The 22,014-nt window shown below is 67.1% G+C and carries 22 protein-coding genes; 16 read left to right on the top strand and 6 right to left on the bottom strand.

Annotated elements, in window-relative coordinates; genetic code table 11:
• Positions 1-15: 15 nt before the first annotated feature.
• The 4 genes from ACFRAH_RS15355 to ACFRAH_RS15340 all read left to right on the top strand — a co-directional run bounded on the left by ACFRAH_RS15355 (position 16) and on the right by ACFRAH_RS15340 (position 3,760).
• The gene (locus ACFRAH_RS15355) at positions 16-963 is read left to right on the top strand and encodes a carbohydrate ABC transporter permease (protein WP_377991763.1); all 948 of its coding nucleotides are present in this window, start codon (positions 16-18) and stop codon (positions 961-963) included.
• Positions 960-1,871 (top strand): carbohydrate ABC transporter permease, encoded by a 912-nt coding sequence (locus ACFRAH_RS15350; RefSeq protein WP_377991762.1) that lies wholly within the window; start codon positions 960-962, stop codon positions 1,869-1,871. The genes ACFRAH_RS15355 and ACFRAH_RS15350 overlap by 4 nt, the downstream gene beginning before the upstream one ends.
• Positions 1,872-1,875: 4 nt before the next feature.
• Entirely contained in the window at positions 1,876-2,460 is a 585-nt protein-coding gene (locus ACFRAH_RS15345) for a Poxvirus protein I5 (protein WP_377991761.1), read from the top strand.
• A 106-nt stretch (positions 2,461-2,566) separates the two neighbouring features.
• Positions 2,567-3,760 carry an MFS transporter gene (locus tag ACFRAH_RS15340; RefSeq protein WP_377991782.1) on the top strand — a complete coding sequence of 398 codons (1,194 nt, stop codon included), beginning with the start codon at positions 2,567-2,569 and terminating at the stop codon, positions 3,758-3,760.
• Here ACFRAH_RS15340 and ACFRAH_RS15335 read toward each other — a convergent pair.
• Positions 3,757-5,835, bottom strand: coding sequence for a DUF6807 family protein (locus ACFRAH_RS15335; protein WP_377991760.1), 2,079 nt, complete (start codon positions 5,833-5,835; stop codon positions 3,757-3,759). The two genes, ACFRAH_RS15340 and ACFRAH_RS15335, sit on opposite strands and share 4 nt — an antisense overlap.
• 208 nt (positions 5,836-6,043) lie before the next feature.
• On the opposite strand from ACFRAH_RS15335, the gene ACFRAH_RS15330 reads away from it, so the two are divergent.
• On the top strand, positions 6,044-6,709 hold the full coding sequence (locus ACFRAH_RS15330; protein WP_377991759.1) for a rhamnogalacturonan acetylesterase: 666 nt from the start codon (positions 6,044-6,046) through the stop codon (positions 6,707-6,709).
• Between the two features lie 51 nt (positions 6,710-6,760).
• Here the strand turns inward: ACFRAH_RS15330 and ACFRAH_RS15325 are convergent, their stop codons facing one another.
• The gene (locus ACFRAH_RS15325) at positions 6,761-7,786 is read right to left on the bottom strand and encodes a LacI family DNA-binding transcriptional regulator (RefSeq protein WP_377991758.1); all 1,026 of its coding nucleotides are present in this window, start codon (positions 7,784-7,786) and stop codon (positions 6,761-6,763) included.
• 167 nt (positions 7,787-7,953) lie between these two features.
• Between ACFRAH_RS15325 and ACFRAH_RS15320 the strand changes: the two genes are divergently transcribed.
• The 8 genes from ACFRAH_RS15320 (at position 7,954) to ACFRAH_RS15285 (ending at position 16,521) form a co-directional block, all read left to right on the top strand.
• Positions 7,954-8,322 (top strand): L-rhamnose mutarotase, encoded by a 369-nt coding sequence (locus tag ACFRAH_RS15320; protein ID WP_377991757.1) that lies wholly within the window; start codon positions 7,954-7,956, stop codon positions 8,320-8,322.
• A gap of 61 nt (positions 8,323-8,383) precedes the next feature.
• Entirely contained in the window at positions 8,384-9,550 is a 1,167-nt protein-coding gene (gene rhaI / locus ACFRAH_RS15315) for an L-rhamnose isomerase (protein ID WP_377991756.1), read from the top strand.
• A gap of 5 nt (positions 9,551-9,555) precedes the next feature.
• Positions 9,556-11,589 carry a bifunctional aldolase/short-chain dehydrogenase gene (locus tag ACFRAH_RS15310; RefSeq protein ID WP_377991755.1) on the top strand — a complete coding sequence of 678 codons (2,034 nt, stop codon included), beginning with the start codon at positions 9,556-9,558 and terminating at the stop codon, positions 11,587-11,589.
• Positions 11,586-13,061, top strand: a complete 1,476-nt coding sequence (locus ACFRAH_RS15305) for a rhamnulokinase family protein (protein ID WP_377991754.1) — start codon at positions 11,586-11,588, stop codon at positions 13,059-13,061. The genes ACFRAH_RS15310 and ACFRAH_RS15305 overlap by 4 nt, the downstream gene beginning before the upstream one ends.
• Before the next feature lie 90 nt (positions 13,062-13,151).
• The gene (locus ACFRAH_RS15300; protein ID WP_377991753.1) at positions 13,152-14,456 is read left to right on the top strand and encodes an MFS transporter; all 1,305 of its coding nucleotides are present in this window, start codon (positions 13,152-13,154) and stop codon (positions 14,454-14,456) included.
• Positions 14,457-14,753: 297 nt separating this feature from the next.
• On the top strand, positions 14,754-15,890 hold the full coding sequence (locus ACFRAH_RS15295; protein WP_377991752.1) for a 3-deoxy-7-phosphoheptulonate synthase: 1,137 nt from the start codon (positions 14,754-14,756) through the stop codon (positions 15,888-15,890).
• A 98-nt stretch (positions 15,891-15,988) separates the two neighbouring features.
• Positions 15,989-16,201, top strand: a complete 213-nt coding sequence (locus ACFRAH_RS15290) for a helix-turn-helix domain-containing protein (RefSeq protein WP_003797758.1) — start codon at positions 15,989-15,991, stop codon at positions 16,199-16,201.
• 221 nt (positions 16,202-16,422) lie between these two features.
• Positions 16,423-16,521 (top strand): 30S ribosomal protein bS22, encoded by a 99-nt coding sequence (locus ACFRAH_RS15285; RefSeq protein WP_003792170.1) that lies wholly within the window; start codon positions 16,423-16,425, stop codon positions 16,519-16,521.
• Between the two features lie 174 nt (positions 16,522-16,695).
• Here ACFRAH_RS15285 and ACFRAH_RS15280 read toward each other — a convergent pair whose 3' ends face one another.
• Positions 16,696-17,514: an HAD family hydrolase gene (locus ACFRAH_RS15280; protein ID WP_377991751.1), complete on the bottom strand. Its 819-nt coding sequence runs from the start codon at positions 17,512-17,514 to the stop codon at positions 16,696-16,698.
• A gap of 83 nt (positions 17,515-17,597) precedes the next feature.
• Between ACFRAH_RS15280 and ACFRAH_RS15275 the strand changes: the two genes are divergently transcribed.
• Together ACFRAH_RS15275 and ACFRAH_RS15270 are read left to right on the top strand one after the other, a co-directional pair.
• Complete coding sequence (locus ACFRAH_RS15275; RefSeq protein WP_377991750.1) at positions 17,598-17,855, top strand: glutaredoxin family protein; 258 nt, start codon at positions 17,598-17,600, stop codon at positions 17,853-17,855.
• A gap of 86 nt (positions 17,856-17,941) precedes the next feature.
• The gene (locus tag ACFRAH_RS15270) at positions 17,942-18,637 is read left to right on the top strand and encodes a redox-sensing transcriptional repressor Rex (protein ID WP_377991781.1); all 696 of its coding nucleotides are present in this window, start codon (positions 17,942-17,944) and stop codon (positions 18,635-18,637) included.
• 54 nt (positions 18,638-18,691) lie between these two features.
• Here ACFRAH_RS15270 and ACFRAH_RS15265 read toward each other — a convergent pair whose 3' ends face one another.
• The 3 genes from ACFRAH_RS15265 to ACFRAH_RS15255 form a co-directional block, all read right to left on the bottom strand.
• The gene (locus ACFRAH_RS15265) at positions 18,692-19,585 is read right to left on the bottom strand and encodes a hypothetical protein (RefSeq protein WP_377991749.1); all 894 of its coding nucleotides are present in this window, start codon (positions 19,583-19,585) and stop codon (positions 18,692-18,694) included.
• A 204-nt stretch (positions 19,586-19,789) separates the two neighbouring features.
• The gene (locus ACFRAH_RS15260; RefSeq protein WP_377991748.1) at positions 19,790-20,479 is read right to left on the bottom strand and encodes a hypothetical protein; all 690 of its coding nucleotides are present in this window, start codon (positions 20,477-20,479) and stop codon (positions 19,790-19,792) included.
• A 119-nt stretch (positions 20,480-20,598) separates the two neighbouring features.
• Entirely contained in the window at positions 20,599-21,147 is a 549-nt protein-coding gene (locus ACFRAH_RS15255) for a YceI family protein (protein ID WP_377991747.1), read from the bottom strand.
• A 198-nt stretch (positions 21,148-21,345) separates the two neighbouring features.
• Between ACFRAH_RS15255 and ACFRAH_RS15250 the strand changes: the two genes are divergently transcribed.
• On the top strand, positions 21,346-22,011 hold the full coding sequence (locus tag ACFRAH_RS15250) for a histidine phosphatase family protein (protein WP_377991746.1): 666 nt from the start codon (positions 21,346-21,348) through the stop codon (positions 22,009-22,011).
• Positions 22,012-22,014: the final 3 nt, after the last annotated feature.

Here is a 22,014-nt window from a genome sequence, read left to right as displayed (position 1 = left end):
GACAAGGACCCTTTCGTGACTCAGACCCTGACCCGCCGCAGCGGCACCGCCGCTGCCCCGCCCGCGCGGAAACCGCGCCGGCGGGGCTCGGACACCCGTGCCGGCTACACGTTCCTGCTGCCCTGGCTGCTGGGCTTCATCCTCCTGACCGTGGGCCCGATGCTGTCCTCGCTCTACCTCTCCTTCACCAACTACAACCTCTTTGAGGCGCCCAAATGGATCGGCCTGGACAACTACGCCAGCCTGTTCCAGGACGAGCGGTTCCTGCAGTCAGTGGGCGTCACCCTCAGCTACGTGGTGTTCGGAACCCCGCTGAAGCTCGCCGCGGCGCTCGCGGTGGCCCTGCTGTTGAACAACGCCACCCGCGGCCAGGGCTTCTACCGCTCCGCCTTCTACGCACCCTCCCTTATCGGGGCCAGCGTCTCCATCGCCATCGTATGGAAAGCCATGTTCGGCGACCAGGGCCCCGTGGACCAGGGGCTGTCCTTCTTCGGCATCAACCTCGGCGGCTGGGTGGGCAACCCGTCCATGACCATGCCCATGATGATCCTGCTGACGGTCTGGCAGTTCGGCGCCCCCATGGTGATCTTCCTGGCCGGCCTGAAGCAGATCCCGCAGGAACTGTATGAGGCCGCCTCCGTGGACGGTGCCGGCCGGTTCCGGAAGTTCGTGAACATCACGTTCCCGATGCTCTCCCCGGTGGTCTTCTTCAACCTTCTCCTGGAGACCATCCACGCGTTCCAGATCTTCGCCTCGGCCTACATCATCTCCAACGGTGAAGGCGGCCCGGCAGGATCCACGCTCTTTTACACCCTTTACCTCTACCTTCGCGGCTTCAGCGACTTCCGGATGGGCTACGCCTCCGCCATGGCCTGGCTGCTGGTGATCGTCGTCGGCATCATCACGCTGGTCTTCTTCCGCACGTCCAAGTCCTGGGTCCACTACAGCGGTGATGCAAAATGACCACACTCAGCCAGCCAACAAAAGCCCGGCCCGCCGCGGCGCAGGAGTACAACCCCAAGGCCGACTCCCGCGCGGCCAAACGCACCCGCAGCATCGTGTTCCATGTCCTGTCGCTGGGCCTCATCGCCGTCGTGCTTTATCCGGCGCTCTGGATGGTCAGCTCGGCGTTCAAGCCCAGCAGCGAGATCATCGGCAACCCGTCGATCTGGAGCTCGAACTTCAGCCTCGACAACTTCGTCACGGCGATGGGCGGCATCGGCGGCGTGTCCACGGCCCAGTTCTTCGCCAACTCGGTGGTGCTGGCCCTCGGCTCGGTGATCGGCACGGTGCTGTCGGCCACCGTTTCCGCCTATGCCTTCGCCCGGATCAAGTTCCCGGGCCGGAGCATCTTCTTCGGCATGATGATCGCCACCCTGCTCCTGCCGTTCCACGTGGTGATCATCCCGCAGTACATCATCTTCCAGCAGCTGGGCCTCGTGGATACCTACATCCCGCTGCTGATCGGCAAGTTCCTGGCCGCGGATGCTTTCTTCGTCTTCCTGATGGTGCAGTTCATGCGCAACCTGCCCCGGGAGCTGGATGAGGCAGCGATCATCGACGGCGCCGGCCACGTGCGGATCTTCTGCAGCATCATGCTGCCGCTCATGAAACCGGCCCTCATCAGTTCCTCCATCTTCGCCTTCATCTGGAGCTGGAACGACTTCCTGGGCCCCCTGCTGTACCTGAACTCCCCGGATAAGTACCCGCTGCCCCTGGCCCTGCGACTTTTCGTGGACCAGACCCAAAGCTCGGACTACGGCGCCATGATCGCCATGTCCGTCCTGGCATTGCTGCCCGTGCTGGTGTTCTTCCTGGTTTTCCAGCGCTACATCGTGGAGGGCGTCTCCACCCAGGGCCTCAAGGGCTGACACCATGGCCACCAAGACCGAAAGCGTCCCAGTCAACCGGTTCGCGCTCTTCTCCGAGACCATGCTGGCCGGCGTCATCGTGCTGGCGCTCTCCGTACCTCTCGTCACCGTGCCGGCCGCGTATGCGGCCGGCACGGCCCACCTGGGGCGGCACCTTTCCGGGCGGGACGATTCCGTCCGGGGCCTTTGGGCCACGTTCCGGTCCGCCCTGCCCGGGAGCCTCAAACCCGGACTGACGACGGCGGCCGTTGCCGCCGTCGTCATCATCAACCTGCTGCTCGCGGCGGCCGGGCAGCTGCCGGGCCGGGGTGTGGTGCTGCCGGCGACGCTGCTCTTCGCAGCATGCGCCACCGTGCTGCTGCTGAGGACGGCGACCCGGTGGCAGCCCGGTGCATGGGCCAGCGCCGTGGCGACGGCCCGGACGGATTCCGTGGCGGACTGGTCCGGTTCGCTGCTCCTGGTGGCGGCACTCGGCCTGACGGCCGTCTTCGTATGGATGCTGCCTGCGCTGGTGGTCGTGGTTCCCGGCTGCCTGGTACTCGCCGCGGCGGCGGTCAGGCTGCGTGCAGAGGCCAGGTCAGCCGGCTGACGTGACGCCCCCTCGCAGATCATTCCCCGGCAACATCATTCCCACCAAGGCCGCGCGGGACACCGTCCCCGGGCAGCCGCCCCCGGACGGCAGGTGGTACCGGCCGCTGGCGGAGCGCAACTACCGCATCTTCGTGGGCATCCAGTTCGCGGGCGGCACGGGCGTCTGGATGCAGCGGCTCGCACAGGACTGGCTGGTGCTGCAGCTGACCGGAAGCCCCGCCGCGGTGGGCGTTGCCGTGGCGCTCCAGTTCCTGCCCCTGCTGGTGGTGGGGCCGATCGGGGGAGTGGTGGTGGATCTCTTCCCCAAGCGCCGCATCCTTCTCCTGTGCCAGTCCGTTTCCGCCGTCCTGGCAGGCGGGCTGGCCGCCTGGGACGCCGGCGGCAGCATCGCCGTCGAGGTGGTCTACGCCAGCTGTGTCCTGCTGGGCATCACAAGCGCCCTGGACGGACCCGCCCGCCAGGTGTTCGTGAACGAAGTGGTGGGCGACGCCGGACTGCCCGCGGCCATCGGGCTCAACAACGCCGTCGGCCAGCTCGGAGCCATGGCCGGCCCTGCCCTGGGCGGACTCGTGATCGCCAAGGCCGGCTCCGGGGCAGCCTTCGCCGCCAATGCCGTCCTGTGCCTGGTGGTGATGGCCCTGATTGCCGCCATCCGAACGGGCGAACTCCACCCCGACACGCCGGCAGTCCGCGGGCGCGGGCAGGTGCTGGCCGGCTTCCGCTACGTGCGCGACCGCCCCCGGCTGCTGCTGGTCATGCTGCTCGCCGGGCTCCTCGGCGCCTTCGGCATGAACGGGCCGGTGGTGCTGGCCGCCTTTGCCGGCTCGGTGTGGCACAGCGGCGCCGCCGGCTTTGGCCTGTTCAACACCCTGAGCGCCGTGGGCGCCCTTGCCGGCGCAGTTTTCGCCGCACACCTGCAGCGGTTCGGCCGGAAGGGGATCGTGGCCAGCGCCGGGCTCTTCGGGCTCACGCAGCTCATCGCCGCCGTCATGCCCAGCCAGGAGCTGTTCATGGCCATGCTGGTGGCTGTCGGCTTCATGACGCTGCTGTTCCTCACCAGCGCCGCCACCGCCGTGCAACTGGCGGCAGGATCGGGCGTCCGCGGCCGGGTCATGGCGCTGTACCTGCCGCTCCTGCTGGGCGGCCATGCCCTCGGCGGGCTGCTGGCCGGCTGGCTGACGGAATGGCTCGGCGTCCGTGCGGGGCTGGTGGTGACGGGCGCGCTGGGGATGCTGTCCGCCGCGGTCATCGCCGGCCTGCTGCGGCTCCACGGCCGGCGGACGGCCGGCTCAGCCTAGTGCTGCCCCACCAGGGATTCGACGGCGGCCGGTGACAGTTCGCCGTCGCACACCCACACGCTCAGGCTGCGCCGCAGAGATTCCCCGGCTGCCAGCGCCACCGGCGTGTCCCAGGCCAGGGCGGATCCCACCCCGGGGTACCCGGAGGCGCGGACAAACCATGGGTCGTCGGCCTCGGCCGGGGCGCTGAACACCAGGGTCGCGGGCTGCCCGGACCGGATTCCGGGGCCCTCGCCGAAGGAGGCCGTCCATGCCAGCCACGGCGCCACGGAACCGTGGACGGCCGCTTCCCCCTCGGCGTCGGACGTGAAGATCCGGGCACCGCTGCACGCCGGAAGGCGCCAGAAGAAGCCGCCGTAGCCGCTGCCGGCGGCGCCGTTGGAGCCGGGGCTGCCCAGTGAAGCGCCGACGACGGCGGTCAGCTCGGTGCGCAGGTCCAGGCGCCACATGCGCTCGCCCAGGATCTGCCGGCCGAGGGTCCGCCGTTCGGTCAGCAGGGGCTGCCCGTCGGCGCCAACCCAGCGGAGCTGCTGAGTGATGTGACCGCCCGGCGCCGCGTCCTCAGCGTTGGCGGGAAGCAGTTCGATCCGGCCGTGGTCCTCCCGGGACACGTACGCTCCGGCCTCACGCAGGTACGTTTTTCCGCCCCAGAAGTTGGTGCCGTTGACGTCCTGGAGCGCGAAGCCCGCGCCCAGATGCCACGGATGGTCGGCGGGCAGATGGTCCGTGACCACAGTTCCGCCGGGCGTGGTGACGGGGTGCAGATAGGGGCGGGGGGACAGCCCCGCGTTGAGGCCGGCACCGGTCCGCTGGACTGCCAGAGCCCTGCCGCCGGCGTCGAACAGGGTTGTGGTGCCCGGGTGCTTGGCGGGGCGCGCCCACGGCAGGGCCAGTTCGCTGAAGGTGGCGTGGGCCCGGACGGCCCGCTCCAGGGCGTCCTCGATGCCGGGAATCACAGCACGGGCGGCGTCTCCCTCGCCCTGCCAGAGCACGTGGGCGGGACTGATCGGAGCCGGCGGCTCGGCCGTGCGGACTGCCTCGAGCACCAGCATGAACGCCCCGGAGTCGTTGAGGGCGCTGGTGAGTTCCTTGCCCCCGGCCAGGTGCTCCAGCAGGTTTTCGGTCAGGTCGTCGCGGCCGAAGTCCAGCGTCTCCTCTCCGTCCGCGTTGCTGATGTGCAGCCGGTCCCCGGTGTAGTGGAAAACAGCCGTTCCCGTGGAGCCCTGCAGCGTGATGTACGGCTCCACGGACTCTGCGGCGCACAACGTCAGGGCACAGGTAATCGGCAGGCCCGCGGCGGTGCGGATCCGGATGACCGACGTGTCGTCGGATTCGATGTCGTTCGCGCGGTAGAGGTCCGTCTCCACGGAGGCCACATCCTCCACGGTCCGCGCGCCCGCGATCCGCAGGGCGGTGGCGATGGCATGCGCCAGGGGATTGGTGGCCACGCCGTCCACCACGTCAACGCCGTCCATTCTGCGCTTGCCGGCCCAGCGGGAGCGCTTGTAATAGGCGCGGTCCCGCACCCAGCGTCCGGTTGCGCCGATTCCCTGCAGCGTGCCGATGGTGCCGTCATTGAGGAGCTTGTCGATGGCGGCCAGTCCTTGGGATCCGAGGCTCTGGAAACCGATCTGGACGCTGCGCCCGGATGCCTCGGCGGCCTCCTGCAGCTGCCGGAAGTCGGCCAGCGATGCCACCGGCGGCTTCTCCAGGTAGAGGTCTGCGCCGGAGGCCAGGGTGGCCAGGGCCAGCGGCGCGTGGGTCTGGATGGGGGTGGCCACGATGACCACGTCGGGGCTGTGGTTGCCCGCCAGGAGGGACTGCAGGTCGGCGTGGACCGCGGTGGTGTCTGGCAAAGCGCCGGGGGACGGGGGATTCGGATCGGCCACGGCCACCAGTTCCACCGTGCCGGCCTGCTGCAGCCGTTCGAGATTCTTCAGATGGATGGCCCCAAAGCCGTGGACGCCGATCAGGGCCACCCGCGCCGGGCCGGTGCGCCGGCCGGTTGCGGCCTTCGTGTCCAGCGTGCCGGTGCCCGCTGCGTCTGTTGTGGGCTGCGTCTGCGGGAAGTCCATGATGCTCCTGTCCGGCGCTGCAGTGCTGCGCGACGCCATCGTCAACCGTTGCCGGGGAGTGTATGCTCGCCTATGGCAAGCGCTTTCCTCGTGCTTCTGCTGCCCAGTGTACCCCTTCGAGGATATTTCTGTAACGTTTCAAAAGACTCTTGACCCGCGGCCTGACGACGGTCGACCAACGTCAGGAAACCGACCTGGAAGGAACGCGATGAAGATTTTGCTGGCCGGAGATTCCACCGTTGCCAACTGCCCTACCTATGAATACCCGATGAGCGGCTGGGGAGCGCACCTTGCCCCGGAGATCTACTCGTGGGCTGCAGTCCATAACTTCGCCAAGGGCGGGGCGACCACCGAATCCTTCCGGGAGGAGGGCCTGTGGCGCGAACTTCTGCACCACGCCGTCAGCGGCGACGTGGTCCTCATCCAGTTCGGCCACAACGACCAGAAGCGCGGGCACCTGGCCGCCCGGGGCGGCTACGCGGACAACCTCCGCCGGATGGTGGCGGAGGTCCGGGCTAAGGGTGCCACGCCCGTCCTCTGCACCTCGGTGGAAAGGCGGCATTTCAGCGGTGGCCGCCTCGAGGCGACGCTGGGGGAGTACCCCGCAGTGGTCAGTGAGCTGGGTGACGAGCTCGGCCTTGACGTGCTGGACCTCAACTCCTGGACCCGCCGCCTCTATGCCGAGCTTGGCGAGGAGGGGTCCAAGGAGCTGTTCTTCCACTTTGGCCCGGGTGAGCACGCGCACTGGGCGGGCGGACTGCTGGACGACACCCACTTCCACGAGCGGGGAGCCCGCCGGGTTGCCGCGTACGTTGCCGTCGGCCTCGAGGCGCTGGGCTTCAAGCCGGAACCCGAAATGCTCGCAGTCTTCTAGGCACGGGCCGCTTCCGGCCAAGGGCCGGCCGGGTATGGCCGTGGAGGCCGGTCAGTGCGGCGCTCCAGTGCCCGCGGTGCTTTGCCGGACCACCAGTTCGGGCGTAAAAACGACGGCGCGGTGCCGCGGATGCTGCGCGTCCAGTTCCTCCGTGAGGAGTTCGATGGCGGTCCTGCCGATGGCGTCGGTGGGCTGGCGGATGGAGGAGAGCGGCACGACGGCGGACACGGCGAAGTCGATGTCGTCGTAGCCGATCAGGGCCACATCCTCAGGAATGCGCACACCGTTCATCATGGTCAGGGACTGCATGACTCCCAGGGCCAGCAGGTCGTTGGCGCAGAAGACGCCGTCCGGCATGTTCCCGGCACCCCGTCCCACGAGGCTGTTGCCCACGCCCCGTCCGGCGAGCACGGACTGGCCGTCGGAGTCCAGCACTTCCAGCGCAGCCCCCTCCACCTCGGCCACTGCCCGGCGCGCGCCGACAAGGCGGTCGGCCACCTGGCGGATGGACAATGGCCCGCCTACGAAGGCCAGTTTTCTGCGCCCGAGATCGAGGAGGTGCCGGGCGGCAAGGTACCCGCCGGCGTCGTCATCCACCGAGACGGAACTGAAGCGGTCCTCGTCGGCCAGCCGGTCCACCAATACCGTGGGAACGCCGCGCTGCCGCAGCGCATCCAGCCGGTCGGCAACGTCCCCCACGGGGGAGATCAGCAGGCCCTGGACCCGCTGCTCCTGGAAGAGATCGATGTAGTGCGATTCCCGTTTCGCATCGTGGCCGCTGTCGCCGAGCAGCACAGCGCTGCCGTTCACGGCCGCCGCGTCCTCTGCGGCCCGGACCAGCGAGGTGAAGAACGGGTTGCCGACGTCCAGGACCACGACGCCGATGGTGCGGCTGTGCCCGGCCCGCAGCTGCCGGGCGGCGTCGTTGCGCACAAACCCGAGTTCGTCGATGGCCTTCAGCACCCTGTCCTTGGTGCGCGTCGAGACGCGGTCGGGATTGTTGAGGACGTTCGAGACCGTTCCCACCGCAACCTGCGCATGGTTGGCGACGTCCTTGATGCTGGCTGCCCGCGACATTCTGCTGATCCTCCGAAAGATCGATTGCCCACCCGGGTGCAAACGCTTGACACCCTTCTTCCAACCAGAGTACTTTGAATCGTGACAATGAAACGATTCAACCGCTGAACCGGGTGAATTCGTTTCTACTGCTTCCGCCCACCCGAAAACGTCCACAGGAGTACAACATGAGGGTTTGCTTCCGCTCCTCCGTCCAGCCGGAGTTGCTGGCCGAGTACCGCCGGCGCCACGCTGCCGTATGGCCGGAGATGCTGGCTGCGCTCAAGGACGCGGGCTGGAACAACTACTCGCTGTTCCTCGACGATGACGGGCTGCTGGTCGGTTACCTCGAATGCGACGACTTTGACGCGGCGCGGGCCCGGATGGCCCTCACAGACGTCAACGCCCGCTGGCAGGCGGAAATGGCCACGCTCTTCCGGGACAGCGATCTTCCGCCCGACGAGGGCTTCCGGGTCCTCGACGAGGTGTTCAACCTCGACGGGCAACTGGCCGCGGCCGGCGGCAGCAACGACGGCGCTGCTGCCGCCAGGCACTGAAACTTCCAAAAACAGACACTGCCAAGAGCAGACACTGCCAAACACTGACGAAAGAAAGATCATGAACAACACAGCATCGGCGCTGGGCCGGCTTTCGGAACTTGCGATTGAGGTCCCGTCGTGGGCCTACGGCAACTCGGGCACCAGGTTCAAGGTGTTCGGCACGCCCGGTACCCCGCGGACCGTCCAGGAGAAACTGGCGGATGCCGCCAAGGTCCATGAGCTCACGGGCCTGGCGCCCACGGTGGCGCTTCACATCCCGTGGGACAAGGTGGACGACTACGCCGCCCTGAAGGAGTACGCGGCCGGCCTGGGTGTGGGGCTGGGCACGGTCAACTCCAACACGTTCCAGGATGACGAGTACAAGTTCGGCTCCCTGACCTCTTCCACCGAGTCCGTCCGCCGCCGCGCCATCGACCACCACCTTGAGTGCATCGAGATCATGCATGCCACCGGGTCCAAGGACCTGAAGATCTGGCTGGCTGACGGCACCAACTACCCGGGCCAGGACGACATGCGCGGCCGGCAGGACCGCTTGGCGGAGTCCCTGCAGGAAATCTACGGCGCCCTTGGCGATGAGCAGCGCCTGGTGCTGGAGTACAAGTTCTTCGAGCCGGCTTTCTACCACACCGATGTTCCGGACTGGGGCACCTCCTACGCCCAGACCCTGGCCCTGGGCGAGAAGGCGTTTGTCTGCCTGGACACCGGCCACCACGCCCCGGGGACCAACATCGAGTTCATCGTGATGCAGCTGCTGCGGCTGGGCAAGCTGGGCTCGTTCGACTTCAACTCCCGCTTCTACGCCGATGACGACCTGATCGTGGGCGCCGCGGACCCGTTCCAGCTGTTCCGCATCATGCACGAGGTGATCCGCGGCGGCGGGTTCGGCAAGGACTCCGGTGTGGCGCTCATGCTCGACCAGTGCCACAACCTGGAGGAGAAGATCCCGGGCCAGATCCGCTCGGTCCTGAATGTCCAGGAGATGACCGCCCGCGCCCTGCTGGTGGACGGCACCGCGCTGGCTGAGGCACAGCGCGCCGGGGATGTCCTGGCCGCGAATGCCGTGTTCAACGATGCCTTCTACACCGACGTCCGGCCGGTCCTGGCCGAGTGGCGTGAATCCCGCGGCCTGCCCGCAGACCCGATCGCTGCCTACAAGGCCAGCGGCTACCAGAAGAAGATCAACGAGGACCGCGCAGGCGGCCAGCAAGCCGGATGGGGCGCATAAACGCTATGAGCAAGACTGTTGAAGACCTGATTTCCCGTTCCAACCGCCTGGGTGCGGACAAGCGGAACACGAACTTCGCCGGCGGCAACACCTCCGCCAAGGGTTTAGAGAAGGACCCCGTCACCGGCGAGGACGTCCAGCTCCTCTGGGTTAAGGGTTCCGGCGGTGACCTCGGCACGCTGAAAGCCGAGAACCTCGCTGTGCTCCGACTCGACCGGCTGCAGGCCCTGAAGAACGTCTACCCGGGCGTGGAGCGCGAGGACGAGATGGTCGCGGCGTTCGATTACTGCCTGCACGGCAAGGGCGGCGCGGCGCCGTCGATCGACACCGCGATGCACGGGCTCGTGGACGCAGCGCACGTGGACCACCTGCACCCCGACTCGGGCATCGCGATCGCGACGGCGGCGGACGGCGAGGCGCTCACCACCAAGATCTTCGGCGACAAGGTGGTCTGGGTGCCGTGGCGCCGGCCGGGGTTCCAGCTGGGCCTGGATATCGCCGCGGTCAAGGACGCCAACCCGCAGGCCATCGGCACCATCCTGGGCGGGCACGGCATCACCGCCTGGGGCGCCACGTCCGAGGAAGCCGAAGCCAACTCGCTGTGGATCATCGACCAGGCCGAAAAGTACATCCGGGACAACGGCAAAGCCGAACCCTTCGGCGGCAAGCTGGCCGGGTACGCCACGCTGCCCGAAGCGGAAAGGAAAGCCAAAGCAGCAGCGCTGGCACCGGTGATCCGCGGCATCGCCTCCGCGGACAAGCCCCAGGTGGGCCACTTCAGCGACGACCCCGCCGTGCTGGAATTCCTCGAGGCCGCCGAACACCCGCGCCTGGGCGCGCTGGGCACCTCCTGCCCGGACCACTTCCTGCGCACCAAGGTCAAGCCGCTCATCCTGGACCTGCCCGCCGGCGCCTCCATCGAGGACTCCGTGGCCCGGCTCAAGGAACTGCACGCCGAATACCGCGAGGATTACCAGGCGTACTACGACCGCCACGCCGACGCCGACTCACCCGCCCTCCGCGGTGCGGACCCCGCGATCGTGCTGGTCCCGGGCGTTGGCATGTTCTCCTACGGCAAGGACAAGCAGACCGCCCGCGTTGCCGGTGAGTTCTACCTGAACGCGATCAACGTGATGCGCGGCGCCGAAGCGGTCTCCACCTACGCCCCGATCGATGAGGCCGAGAAGTTCCGGATCGAGTACTGGGCCCTGGAGGAAGCAAAGCTCGCCCGGATGCCCAAGCCCAAGTCCCACGCCACCCGCATCGCCCTGGTCACCGGCGCGGCGTCGGGCATCGGCAAGGCCATCGCCACCCGCCTCGCCGCGGAGGGCGCCTGCGTGGTCATCGCCGACCTGAACCTGGAGAACGCCCAGGCCGTCGCGGCCGAACTGGGCGGCCCGGATGTCGCCGTCGGCGTCCAGGCCGACGTCACCAACGAGGCGCAGGTGGCCGCCGCCATCGACGAGGCGGTGCTGGCCTTCGGCGGCCTGGACCTGATCGTGAACAACGCCGGCCTGTCCATCTCCAAGCCGCTGCTGGAAACCACGGAGAAGGACTGGGACCTGCAGCACAACGTCATGGCCAAGGGCTCCTTCCTGGTGGCCAAGGCCGCCGCGAAGGTCATGATCAGCCAGGGCCTGGGCGGGGACATCATCTACATCTCCTCCAAGAACTCCGTGTTCGCCGGTCCGAACAACATCGCCTACTCCGCCACCAAGGCGGACCAGGCCCACCAGGTCCGCCTGCTCGCGGCGGAACTGGGCGAGTATGGCATCCGCGTCAACGGCATCAACCCCGACGGCGTGGTCCGCGGCTCCGGGATCTTCGCCGGCGGCTGGGGCGCCAAACGCGCCGCCGTCTACGGTGTGGACGAGGAAAAACTGGGCGAGTACTACGCCCAGCGCACCCTGCTCAAGCGCGAGGTCCTGCCCGAACACGTCGCCAACGCCGCGGCCGTGCTCACCAGCAACGAACTCTCCCACACCACCGGCCTCCACATCCCCGTGGACGCCGGCGTCGCGGCAGCGTTCCTCCGGTGAGTACCGCACGTCTGGCCGATGCCGACGGCGGCCTCTTCGCCGCCGTCGACATCGGCGCCTCCTCCGGCCGGGTCATTCTTGGGACGGTCAGCCAAACGGGCACCGCGGACATGGACACCGTCCACCGGTTCCCCAACGGCGTGGTGCACTCCGACGGCGGCCTCCGCTGGGACTTCGACGCTCTTTTCGCCGAGGTGCTCACGGGCCTCGCTGCCGCCGCCACGGCGGCAGCCGAACGCGGGCAAACGGTCACCAGCATCGGCATCGACACCTGGGCCGTGGACTACGGCCTGGTCAGCAAAGCCGGCGAACTCACCGCGCAGCCCTACAGCTACCGGGACGAACGCAGCCGGGCCGCCGTCGCCCGGGTGCACGAAAAACTGGACCCGGCACGTCTCTACGCCACCACCGGACTGCAGTTCCTGCAGTTCAACACGCTTTACCAGCTCGCCACCGAACCGGACCTGGCCGGACTGCAGGCCCTGCTCATCCCGGACCTGATCGGGTTCCTGCTCACCGGACAGCGCCGCACCGAGGCCACCAACGCCTCCACCACGGGCCTGCTCGACGCCGCCACCGGAGAGTGGGCCATCGAGCTGTTCGGACCCTTGGGCCTGCCGCCGGACCTCTTTCCGCCGCTGATCCAGCCCGGCGAGACCCTGGGCACCCTGCTGCCCGGAATCGCCGAACGGACCCGCCTGCCCGCGGCGACGAAGGTGGTGGCCGTCGGCTCTCACGACACCGCGTCCGCCGTCGCAGCCGTTCCCGCGGAGCAGGAAAACTTCGCGTACATCTCCTCCGGAACCTGGTCCCTCGTGGGGCTGGAGTTGCACCGTCCGGTGCTCACCGAAGCCAGCCGGGCGGCGAACTTCACCAATGAGCGAGGCGTGGACGGCACCGTTAGGTACCTGCGCAACGTCGGCGGGCTCTGGCTGCTCAGCGAATGCCAGCGCACCTGGGCCGAAAGCGGCTATCGGCCAGCGATCGGGGACCTTCTCGACGCCGCCGCTGCGCTCCCGCCCGGCGGACCCCGGATCAATGCCGACGACCCAGCCTTCATCGCCCCGGACAACATGCCCGACCGCATCCGAGCCGCAGCCCGGAACACCGGCGCCGTGCTTCCCGACGAGCCGGCGGCGATCGTCCGCTGCATCCTGGACAGCCTCGCCGCCGGGTACGCGCGCACCATCGCCGACGCCGAACGCCTCGCCGGCGTTGCCGTCGACGTCGTACACATCGTTGGCGGCGGCTCGCAGAACACGCTGCTGTGCCGGCTCACGGCCCAGGCCACCGGCAAACCCGTCATTGCCGGACCGGTCGAGGCAACGGCCCTCGGCAACGTGCTGGTCCAGGCCCGGGCCGCCGGTGTGGCCACTGGCGGTTTGCCGCAGCTTCGCAGGATCGTCGGTGCCGGAACGAGCCTGCGCCGCTACGAACCCCTCGACCTCACCGTGCACGCCTCGGCGAAGTGACGCTGCTGCGGCAATCGTGAAACGTATCAAACCAGGGCCGGCCGAACACGGCTGCCCGGCGCCGACGGCGTCGCCAGAGAAAGATTCAATATGACCAACACCCCGCAGATCGGCGGCTGGAAAGCCACCGTCGCCGTGTCCATGTCCAACTACATCGAGGCCGGATCCATCATCGCGCTGGCCACGAGCCTGACGCTGTGGCAGGAGTATTTCGGGTTCAGCAACCTCGTCGTCGGGCTCATCGCGGCCCTCAGTGCCAACGCTTTCGGCGCCGCGGTGGGCGCGATGATCGGCGGCCCGCTGGGCGACCGCTACGGCCGTAAGTTCATCTACACCTACGACCTCATCCTGTACATGATCGGCACCGCCCTCGTGATTTTTGCCGTGGCCCCGTGGATGCTCGTCCTTGGCGTGATCCTCACGGGCATTGCCGTCGGGGCCGGCGTGCCCGTCGCCTGGACCTACATCGCGGAAGAGGCGCCCTCCGAACAGCGGGCCCGGCACGTGGGCACCGCGCAGTTTGCGTGGTCGCTGGCTCCGGCCCTGGTTTTCCTCCTGGCCACCGTCGTCGTTCCGCTGGGGCTGCTGGGAAGCCGTCTGGTCTTCGCGCACCTGTTCGTCATCGCCTTCATCACCTGGTGGATCCGCCGCCGTCTTTCCGAATCCCACACCTGGAAGAAGTCGAATGAAGCGCGTCTGCTGGAGGAGGCATCCGGTGTCAAACGCCGCAATTACCGTGAGTTGCTGACCAACGCCACCAACCTGAAGGCCCTTCTCTTCCTCGTGGGTGTCTACGCCCTCTGGAACCTGGTTGCCGGGCAGATGGGCATCTTCATGCCGCGCGTCTACGAGTCCTCCGGGGTGGAGTCGTCCGCTGAGCAGAATCTGCTGCAGGTGCTGCTGTGGACGCTGACCGTCCTGGCAACGTACTTCGGCTTCATGAAGTACGGCGACCGCATCGACCGCCGCCTGCTGTACGCGATCGGCGCCGTGCTGGGGCTTGCCGCCTGGGTCCTGCTGGTCTTTGTCCACGTGACCATGCCGGTCTTGATTCTCTTCGCGGCGCTGTGGGGCATCTCCGCCGGCATCGGTGCCCAGGCCTTCTATGCCCTGTGGGCGGCCGAAATGTTCGCGACCCGCTACCGGGCCAGCGCGCAGGGTGTGCTCTTCTTCGTTGCCCGCATCGTTGTCGGCCTGCTGAGCTACTGGTTCCCGACGCTGCTCGCCGAGCACGGCGTGCCCTTTGTGGGCGCCATCATGATTGGGGCGTTGGTCGCTGCCATGATCATCGGGATTGTCTGGGCCCCGGACACGCGGGGCAAGAGCCTGGAACAGATCGAGCAGGAACGCTACGGCGCCCAAGCGAAGCAGCCGGTGGAGCAAACCACAGCGTAAACCGGCCGGACCAGCGCGAACGTACACTTGTGGCCCCCAGGAAACGCTTCCCAGGGGCCACAAGTGTACGTTCGCGCTTAGCCGATTTGCGGAACGCCCCGGGCCGCGGCTATGGTCTTCCCTATGACTAACCGTTGGTATGCGTATTTTTCGTTGGCTCTGGAGGGGCCCGCGTCTAACTGACACGCATCCAACTTTTCCTTCAGAGCCAACAGGGCAGAGATCATTCTCTGCCCTTCGCCATATCTGCGGCGGGTTCTGACCAGGGGCCCGCTCCCACCCGGAACAGGACCCCAAATGAGCGCAACAGCCACCGAAACCCAGCAGCCGACGTCGAAACGCCAGTCCACGTCGAACCTGAGGGTCAGCGAAATCACCGCCCTGCCCACGCCGCAGGAGATGATCGCGGAACTGCCGCTGGACGCGAAGGCCGCCGACGTCGTCGAACGCGGCCGCGACGAAGTCCGCGCCATCATGGACGGCGTGGACGACCGCCTGCTGGTGATCGTGGGCCCCTGCTCCATCCACGACCCCAAGGCCGGCCTGGAATACGCCCGCAGGTTGGTGAGCCAGGCCGAGAAGCACAAGGAAGACCTGCTCATCGTCCTGCGTGCGTACTTCGAGAAGCCGCGCACCACCGTGGGCTGGAAGGGCCTCATCAACGATCCGCACCTGGACGGCAGCCACGACATCGCCGGCGGCCTGCGCGCGGCCCGCAGCTTCCTGCAGCAGGTCACCGCCCTGGGGCTGCCCACCGCCACCGAGTTCCTTGAACCCATCAGCCCGCAGTACATGGCCGACCTGATTTCCTGGGGCGCCATCGGGGCACGCACCACGGAAAGCCAGATCCACCGCCAGCTCGCCTCCGGGCTCTCCATGCCCATCGGCTTCAAGAACGGGACCGACGGCGACCTCCAAGTGGCGGTGGACGCCTGCAGCGCGGCCGCATCAGCCCAGGCTTTCCTGGGGATCGACGGCGAAGGCCGGGCGGCGCTGGTGTCCACCGCCGGCAACCCGGACACGCACGTGATCCTCCGCGGCGGCCGGAAGGGCCCCAACTACTCCGCCGCCGACGTCGAGGCGGCCTCCGCCAGGCTCGCGGCCAAGAACCTCAACCCGCGGCTGATCGTGGACGCCAGCCACGCCAACAGCGGCAAGAGCCACCACCGCCAGGCCGAGGTGGCGCTTGAGATCGGCGCCCAGCTCGAGGACGCGGGAATGGCCGCCGGAGCGATCGCCGGCGTCATGCTGGAGAGCTTCCTGGTGGGCGGCGCGCAGAACCTGGACGTGGCCGAACACGCCGCCGGCCGTTCGGACCTGGTCTACGGCCAGAGCGTCACGGATGCCTGCATGGAGTGGGATGTGACGGCGTCCGTCCTCGAACAGCTGGCCGCGTCATCGCGGAAGCGCCGGGCTTTCACAATGGCCACGTGAGCATCTAGAGTAACTAGAACACGGTTGTTCGATGGCTCAGCATCGGCGCACACCGCAGATAGACCGGCGTCGTTGCTGAGAGCAAAGGAATATGGGTAATGTCCGCAGAGTCGAACTTCTCGAACGCCAAGTTCTTGACCGTGGCCGAGGTGGCTGAGGTAATGCGTGTCTCCAAAATGACCGTATACCGCCTTGTCCATTCGGGGGAGATGCCCGCCGTCAGGTTCGGCCGCTCCTACCGCGTCCCGGAGACCGCCGTCGAACAGTACCTCAAGGGTGCTGTCGTTGACGGTCACACGGGCACCGCCTAACGGGACCTGACTGACCGCACCGATCCCGTGGTTCTGCAGCCGCCTTGGGGGCCGCTGCGCGCCACGGGAGCTGTGCTGGTCAGGGGGTGCTCCGGATAGGCGGTACCCTGTTAAGGAACGTTTTACGTCATTGTAAGAATCTGTCAGTTGTTCAGTCTGTTGCTCAGTCCACGGACCTTCTCCATCAGACAGGTACTGCATCTAGTTTGTAAGGAACTTTCGTGGGTTCAGTTATTAAGAAGCGTCGCAAGCGTATGGCCAAGAAGAAGCACCGCAAGTTGCTTCGTAAGACCCGCCACCAGCGCCGCAATAAGAAGTAGAGTCCGCTCTACGCTTCAATGCCCGTTCCCTTTCGAGGGTGCGGGCATTTTTGCGTTCTGCGACACTCGGTCCGCCCTGCGACGCGCAAAATGCTTGGCGACGCGCCAAATACCTGGCGCAGTGGGAATTCCAGCGTCGAGGGGGGAAATGCGCGTCGCTGGGGAAGAAGTGTGTCAGGCCCGCGGGCCGCGGAAGCGGGTGTAGCCGCGCCAGAGGCCGTAGACCGCTCCTCCTGCGGTGGCGGCCTTCAGGCCCAGTGTGGCGGCGCGGCGGCCGGAGCGGAAGTCGTAGACCGGCCAGTTGTGTTCGCGGGCGTGCCTGCGCAGCCGGCCGTCCGGGTTTATCGCCACCGGGTGGCCCACCATCGTCAGCAGCGGGATGTCGTTGTAAGAGTCGCTGTAGGCCCAGCAGCGCTTCAGGTCCAGGCCGTGCTGGTCCGCGATGCCCTGGACCGCCACCGCCTTGGCGGCGCCGTGCAGGATGTCCCCGACGAGCCTGCCAGTGTAGAAGCCGTCCTTGGTTTCACCCACGGTCCCGAGCGCGCCGGTGAGCCCCAGCCGGGTGGAAATCACCGTGGCCACCTCGATCGGCGTGGCCGTGACAAGCCAGACCTTCCGGCCCACGCGCAGGTGCTGCTCGGCCAGGGCCTTGGCGCCGGGCCAGATCCGGGAGGCGATCATCTCGTCGTAGACCTCTTCGCCCAGCGCCTTGATGTCCTGCTCCGTGATCCCGGCGGCGAGCCTGAGCGCCGAATCCCGCACCGCGTGGACGTCATTGAGGTTCTCGCCGCGGAGGACAAACTTGAGCTGCTTCCACGCCATGCCGGCCGCCTGCGCCAGGGTGAAGGCTCCGCGCTGGTGCATTTTCCGTGCCACGTGGAACAGGCTCGCCCCGCGCATGAGGGTGTTGTCGACGTCGAAGAAGGCTGCCTCGCCGTGTTGCTGCCTCGCAACCGGACGGTGGGCCACAGCGACGTACTTCTCCTCGGGCATGCCACTGAGTCTAGTCAATGCCGTGCGCCACATCTGACGGCCGCCGCGTCGCTCCCCGCCGTCAACGGCGATACGGTTGAGGCATGGCAAACCCCGACGTCGTTCTCCTCACCAAAGCTGACTGCCACCTGTGCGCCGCGGCGCGCGACGCCGTCGGAAGGGTGACCGCCGGGCTGGGGCTTTCGTGGTCGGAGCGGCAGCTGGAGGCCGACGACGAACTGCGCGACCGCTATGCCGAGGAGATCCCGGTGGTGCTGGTGGACGGCATCCAGCGTGATTTCTGGAAGATCGATGAAGCGCGCCTGGAGCGCGTCCTGCGCCGCGCCATGGCGGCGGAGTAGCCAATTTCGAACAATGGCATTGGCTTTGTTGACATAACTGATGGGGATCTAGAGTGGACTCACAACGCGACGCAACGGAGCAGACAGTGACCTCGCTCGATTCACCACCCCAGGCCCTGCCCGGGCCCACCGGGGCTGCCGGAAAGCAGATCCCGCCGGCGGCCGTGGCCCGGCTGACGATCTACCTGCGCGCGCTGAACTCCCTGCTGGCCGAAGGCACCGAGCGGGTTTCGTCCGAGTCCCTGGCTGAGCTTTCCGGCGTCAGCTCATCAACCCTCCGCAAGGATCTGTCCCATGTGGGCTCTTACGGCACCCGGGGCGTGGGCTATGAGGTGCAGTACCTGAGCCGCCACATCGCCGCCGCGCTGGGCCTGACGCATGACTGGAAAGTCGCGATTGTGGGCGCCGGTAACCTGGGCAAGGCGCTGGCACGCTACGGCGGCTTCGAATCGCGGGGTTTTGATGTGGTTGCCATTTTCGACGCCGACCAGATGGTGGTGGGCAACGAGGTGGGCTGGCTGCGGGTCAGCGACGTTGCGGACCTGGAGACAGTCCTGGAGCGGACCGGCACCAACATGGTGGTGCTGGCGCTGCCGGCCACGGTGGCCCAAAGCGTGTGCGACAGGGTGGTGAATGCAGGGGTCCGCAGCATTCTCAGCTTTGCGCCCGTGATGCTTCAGGTGCCCGACGGCGTGACGCTGCGGAAGGTGGACATGGCCACCGAGCTGCAGATCCTGGCGTACCACGCGCAACGGGCGCAGACCCCCGGTCAGCCGGAGTAGCTCCGGCGTTCCGGGAATCCGCGCCCGTTGGCGGGGATGTCGCGGGGACCTTGGTTAGCGGCCGTAGGGGCCCGGCTGTGAGTACGGGTTCGCGAACGGCTGCGGCTTCTGGAAGTACGGCGAGTTGGCAGGAAGGTAGAGCAGAACGATGCCTGCTGCGCCCAGGAGAATCACCAGGATTTGGATGATGCCGTAGACCGGCCCGAGTGCAAACGAGCCGCCGAAGAGTCCGAACAGGGAGATGGCTGCGAAGACCGTGCCGAGAATCCTCGCCCAGTTCTTGCCCTTTCGAACTGGAAACGCCACCAGGGCATACAGGCCGAGAGTAACGATGGCTCCGATAATGCTGCCTGCAACTACCGTGCTTTGCAGCATCTCCGTGGATCCGGGTGGAAGTGCTTGGCCCTGCCGTGCCGCTTCTTCTTCCATCATTGCCATGAAGGTGTCCCGGCCAGTGAAGGCTAAGACAAGAGCACTCAGGCCCGAAAGTACACCTGCGGCTATTATGAGCCAGAATGCCAAGTCCACCTGTGGTGGGCGCACGCCTTGGCTTGCTGCCTGGGTCTGTTCCGACGGGTACTGCCCGTAGGGGGACTGGCCATAGGGGCTCTGGCCGTAGGGCGGCTGCCCGTACGGGGACTGGCCGTTCTGCGGCTGCCCGTACTGTGCCTGTCCATACTGGGGCGCGTTCTGACCGTACGGGGACTGTCCGTACTGCGGTGCCCCGCCCTGTCCGGCCTGTCCGTACTTCGGCGGGTTCTGGCCGTACTGGGGTGCGTTCTGTCCGTACTGGGGGGTGCCCTGGCTGCCCTGTCCGTATTGCGGGGTGTTCTGCCCGTACTGGGGCGCGTCCTGACCGTAGCGGGGCTGCCCGTTGGCCGGCTGGGAACCGTTGTCCGGCTCGTTGGAGCCGGGGTCATTGGAGTGCGGGACTGGAGGATTGCTCATGAGCGGTCCTTTGCGTAGTGACGTCTGAATCGGCTACCGGTTCAGACGCCTGCCCTCCCCAGCATGGTTCACTTCCCACCGTACCCCTCAGCGGGTGCGCGGTGGATCATTCCCGAGAGGTATTCCAAACCGGTGCCAACCTGCGGAAACACGGCCCGGCAGGGGACTGTCCGGCCAGAAATTCAGAGCTGTTGCCGGTGTCGGTCAGGACCGGCCGCGCGCGGCAGCGAACCAGCTCTGCGAGTTGGGCACCCACATCAGCACGGTAGCCACCAGGCTGACCAGGAAGCCCAGCCAGTTCCCGTCCTGGCCGGAGCGGAAACTCGAGCTGACGGAGGCCAGCAGCAGCGACACCCCGGCCGCGATGGTCAGGGCCAGCCGCGCCCACTCCTTGCCTTCCTTCAGCTTCATGGCCAGGACAATCTCAGCCGCCGCCAGCGCCAGCGCCACAAGGACGAGGAGGAGCACCAGAAGGGCCACACCGGGGACAATCGCGAAGAGCACCAGCACACCGAACAGGCCGATCACCCCGCCCAGCAGCCCCAGCAGGCCGCCGATGACCCAGATCAGGTAGGACACCTTGAGCTCTGTGGGCAGCCCCGTCACGTCGAAGAGGCCGGAGAAGCCGGCGCGCGGCAGCACGTCCCGAAAGTTCCGAGGCCGGTCCGCCGGCATCTCGAATGCGAACCGGCCCGCAGCAGCCGGCTGCTGGGGCGGGAACTGTTGTCCCGGCGTCGGACCCGGCTGAGCCGGCTGAGCCGGGAACGGCTGGCCCGGTTGCTGCCCCGGGAACTGCTGTCCCGGCGTCGGACGCTCCGACGGCCCCGGGAACTGGCCGGACGGACGCTCCTCGCCCGGATCACGGGGATCCGGTTCATCACTGGGGGTGCTCATGGCACTCACTTTAAGCCCGCGAATTTGCCAACTCCAGACGTCCCGAACGCCGAACGCCCCGCCTGCGGAAAAGTCCGCTGGCGGGGCGTTTCGTTGCCGGTAACCGGGCTGCGCCGAACCTAGGCTGCAGGTGCGATGAAGGCCAGTTCAAGGTTGATGGCAACCTTGTCGCTGACCAGGACACCGCCGGCTTCCAGCACGGCGTTCCAGGTCAGGCCGAAGTCCTTGCGGCTGATGGTGGTTTCGGCGGAAACGCCGGCGCGGGTGTTGCCGAAGGGGTCAACTGCAACGCCGTTGAATTCGGTCTCGAGGGAGACGGGGCGGGTGACGCCCTTGATGGTCAGGTCGCCCTGGAGTTCGTAGCTGTCGCCGTTGGCAACGAGGCCGTTGGAGACGAAGGAGATCTCCGGGAACTTTTCGACGTCGAAGAAGTCTTCGCCGCGGACGTGGCCGTCGCGGTTGGCGTCGCCGGAGTCGAAGCTGGCGGTCTGGATGGTGGCCTCGATCTTGCTGGCCGTCACGTCGTCGGCGAGGTCCAGGGTGGCGGCGGCGTCCTTGAACTGGCCGCGGACCTTGCTGATGCCGGCGTGGCGGACGGTGAAGGCGATCTCGCTGTGGGAGTTGTCGAGGGTCCAGATGCCGCGGGTGAGCTCGGTGGAAAGTGCCATGGTGGTTCTCCTTGTATCAGTGGGTCAATCGGGTGATCGTTGAAGCTTTCGTTGAAGCCTCAACTAACTGCTGCATCCAGTATAAACATGCATTTGCATCTTTTGTTCCCTCCTTGGGGAACTTTCTGAAAAAATTTTTAGTTCTACTTGGTGTAGAAGATTTCGTCATTACCCCTGCCCTTTGAGAAACTGGTAGACATGCCCCAAGCCACTGTCCATTTGCTCCGCCACGGCGAGGTCCACAACCCCGAAGGTGTCCTGTACGGCAGGCTGCCTGAATTCCACCTCTCCGAACTTGGCCGGCAGATGGCGCAGACCCTCGCCGAACACTTCCGCGAACGCGTATCCCAGGGCGCCAATATCGTGTACCTGGTGGCGTCGCCGCTCACGCGTGCCCAGGAAACGGCGCAGCCCACCTCGGAGGCACTGGGGCTGGACATCCACACTGATGCCCGCATCATCGAGGCCGAGAACTACTTTGAGGGCCTCAAGGTCACCAAGGCGGAGCTGAGCAAACCTAAGCACTGGCCGCACCTGATCAACCCCTTCCGCCCCTCCTGGGGCGAGCCCTACAAGCTGCAGGCGGCCCGCGTTACCGAAGCTGTGCAGGAAGCCCGGGCCAAGGCCATCGAGCTGGGCGGCGACGGTGCCGAGGCCATCCTGGTCTGCCACCAGCTACCCATCTGGGCCACCCGGCTCAGCGCCGAGGGCAAGCCGCTGTGGCACGACCCGCGTAAGCGCGAATGCACGCTGACCTCCCTCACCTCCCTGGTTTTCGGCGACGACGGCGCCCTGCTGCGCGTGGAGTACAGCGAGCCTGCTGCCGCCCTTCTTCCCGGTGCCTCGAGCACCCCCGGAGCCTAAGTT

The sequence above is a fragment of the Arthrobacter sp. NPDC056727 genome (assembly GCF_042790555.1).
In the GTDB taxonomy this organism is placed as follows: Bacteria; Actinomycetota; Actinomycetes; order Actinomycetales; family Micrococcaceae; genus Arthrobacter.
The sequence above is the reverse complement of the archived record's forward strand: the minus strand, read 5'-3'. Positions and strand labels throughout refer to the sequence as shown.

What these genes read in the sequence shown, in the direction of transcription:
- ACFRAH_RS15350 (WP_377991762.1), top strand. Translation starts at nt 960, where the DNA reads ATGACCACACTCAGCCAGCCAACAAAAGCCCGGCCCGCCGCGGCGCAG.
- ACFRAH_RS15345 (WP_377991761.1), top strand. Translation starts at nt 1,876, where the DNA reads ATGGCCACCAAGACCGAAAGCGTCCCAGTCAACCGGTTCGCGCTCTTC.
- ACFRAH_RS15335 (WP_377991760.1), bottom strand. Translation starts at nt 5,835, where the DNA reads ATGGACTTCCCGCAGACGCAGCCCACAACAGACGCAGCGGGCACCGGC.
- ACFRAH_RS15330 (WP_377991759.1), top strand. Translation starts at nt 6,044, where the DNA reads ATGAAGATTTTGCTGGCCGGAGATTCCACCGTTGCCAACTGCCCTACC.
- ACFRAH_RS15325 (WP_377991758.1), bottom strand. Translation starts at nt 7,786, where the DNA reads ATGTCGCGGGCAGCCAGCATCAAGGACGTCGCCAACCATGCGCAGGTT.
- ACFRAH_RS15320 (WP_377991757.1), top strand. Translation starts at nt 7,954, where the DNA reads ATGAGGGTTTGCTTCCGCTCCTCCGTCCAGCCGGAGTTGCTGGCCGAG.
- rhaI (WP_377991756.1), top strand. Translation starts at nt 8,384, where the DNA reads ATGAACAACACAGCATCGGCGCTGGGCCGGCTTTCGGAACTTGCGATT.
- ACFRAH_RS15310 (WP_377991755.1), top strand. Translation starts at nt 9,556, where the DNA reads ATGAGCAAGACTGTTGAAGACCTGATTTCCCGTTCCAACCGCCTGGGT.
- ACFRAH_RS15300 (WP_377991753.1), top strand. Translation starts at nt 13,152, where the DNA reads ATGACCAACACCCCGCAGATCGGCGGCTGGAAAGCCACCGTCGCCGTG.
- ACFRAH_RS15295 (WP_377991752.1), top strand. Translation starts at nt 14,754, where the DNA reads ATGAGCGCAACAGCCACCGAAACCCAGCAGCCGACGTCGAAACGCCAG.
- ACFRAH_RS15290 (WP_003797758.1), top strand. Translation starts at nt 15,989, where the DNA reads ATGTCCGCAGAGTCGAACTTCTCGAACGCCAAGTTCTTGACCGTGGCC.
- ACFRAH_RS15280 (WP_377991751.1), bottom strand. Translation starts at nt 17,514, where the DNA reads ATGCCCGAGGAGAAGTACGTCGCTGTGGCCCACCGTCCGGTTGCGAGG.
- ACFRAH_RS15275 (WP_377991750.1), top strand. Translation starts at nt 17,598, where the DNA reads ATGGCAAACCCCGACGTCGTTCTCCTCACCAAAGCTGACTGCCACCTG.
- ACFRAH_RS15265 (WP_377991749.1), bottom strand. Translation starts at nt 19,585, where the DNA reads ATGAGCAATCCTCCAGTCCCGCACTCCAATGACCCCGGCTCCAACGAG.
- ACFRAH_RS15260 (WP_377991748.1), bottom strand. Translation starts at nt 20,479, where the DNA reads ATGAGCACCCCCAGTGATGAACCGGATCCCCGTGATCCGGGCGAGGAG.
- ACFRAH_RS15255 (WP_377991747.1), bottom strand. Translation starts at nt 21,147, where the DNA reads ATGGCACTTTCCACCGAGCTCACCCGCGGCATCTGGACCCTCGACAAC.
- ACFRAH_RS15250 (WP_377991746.1), top strand. Translation starts at nt 21,346, where the DNA reads ATGCCCCAAGCCACTGTCCATTTGCTCCGCCACGGCGAGGTCCACAAC.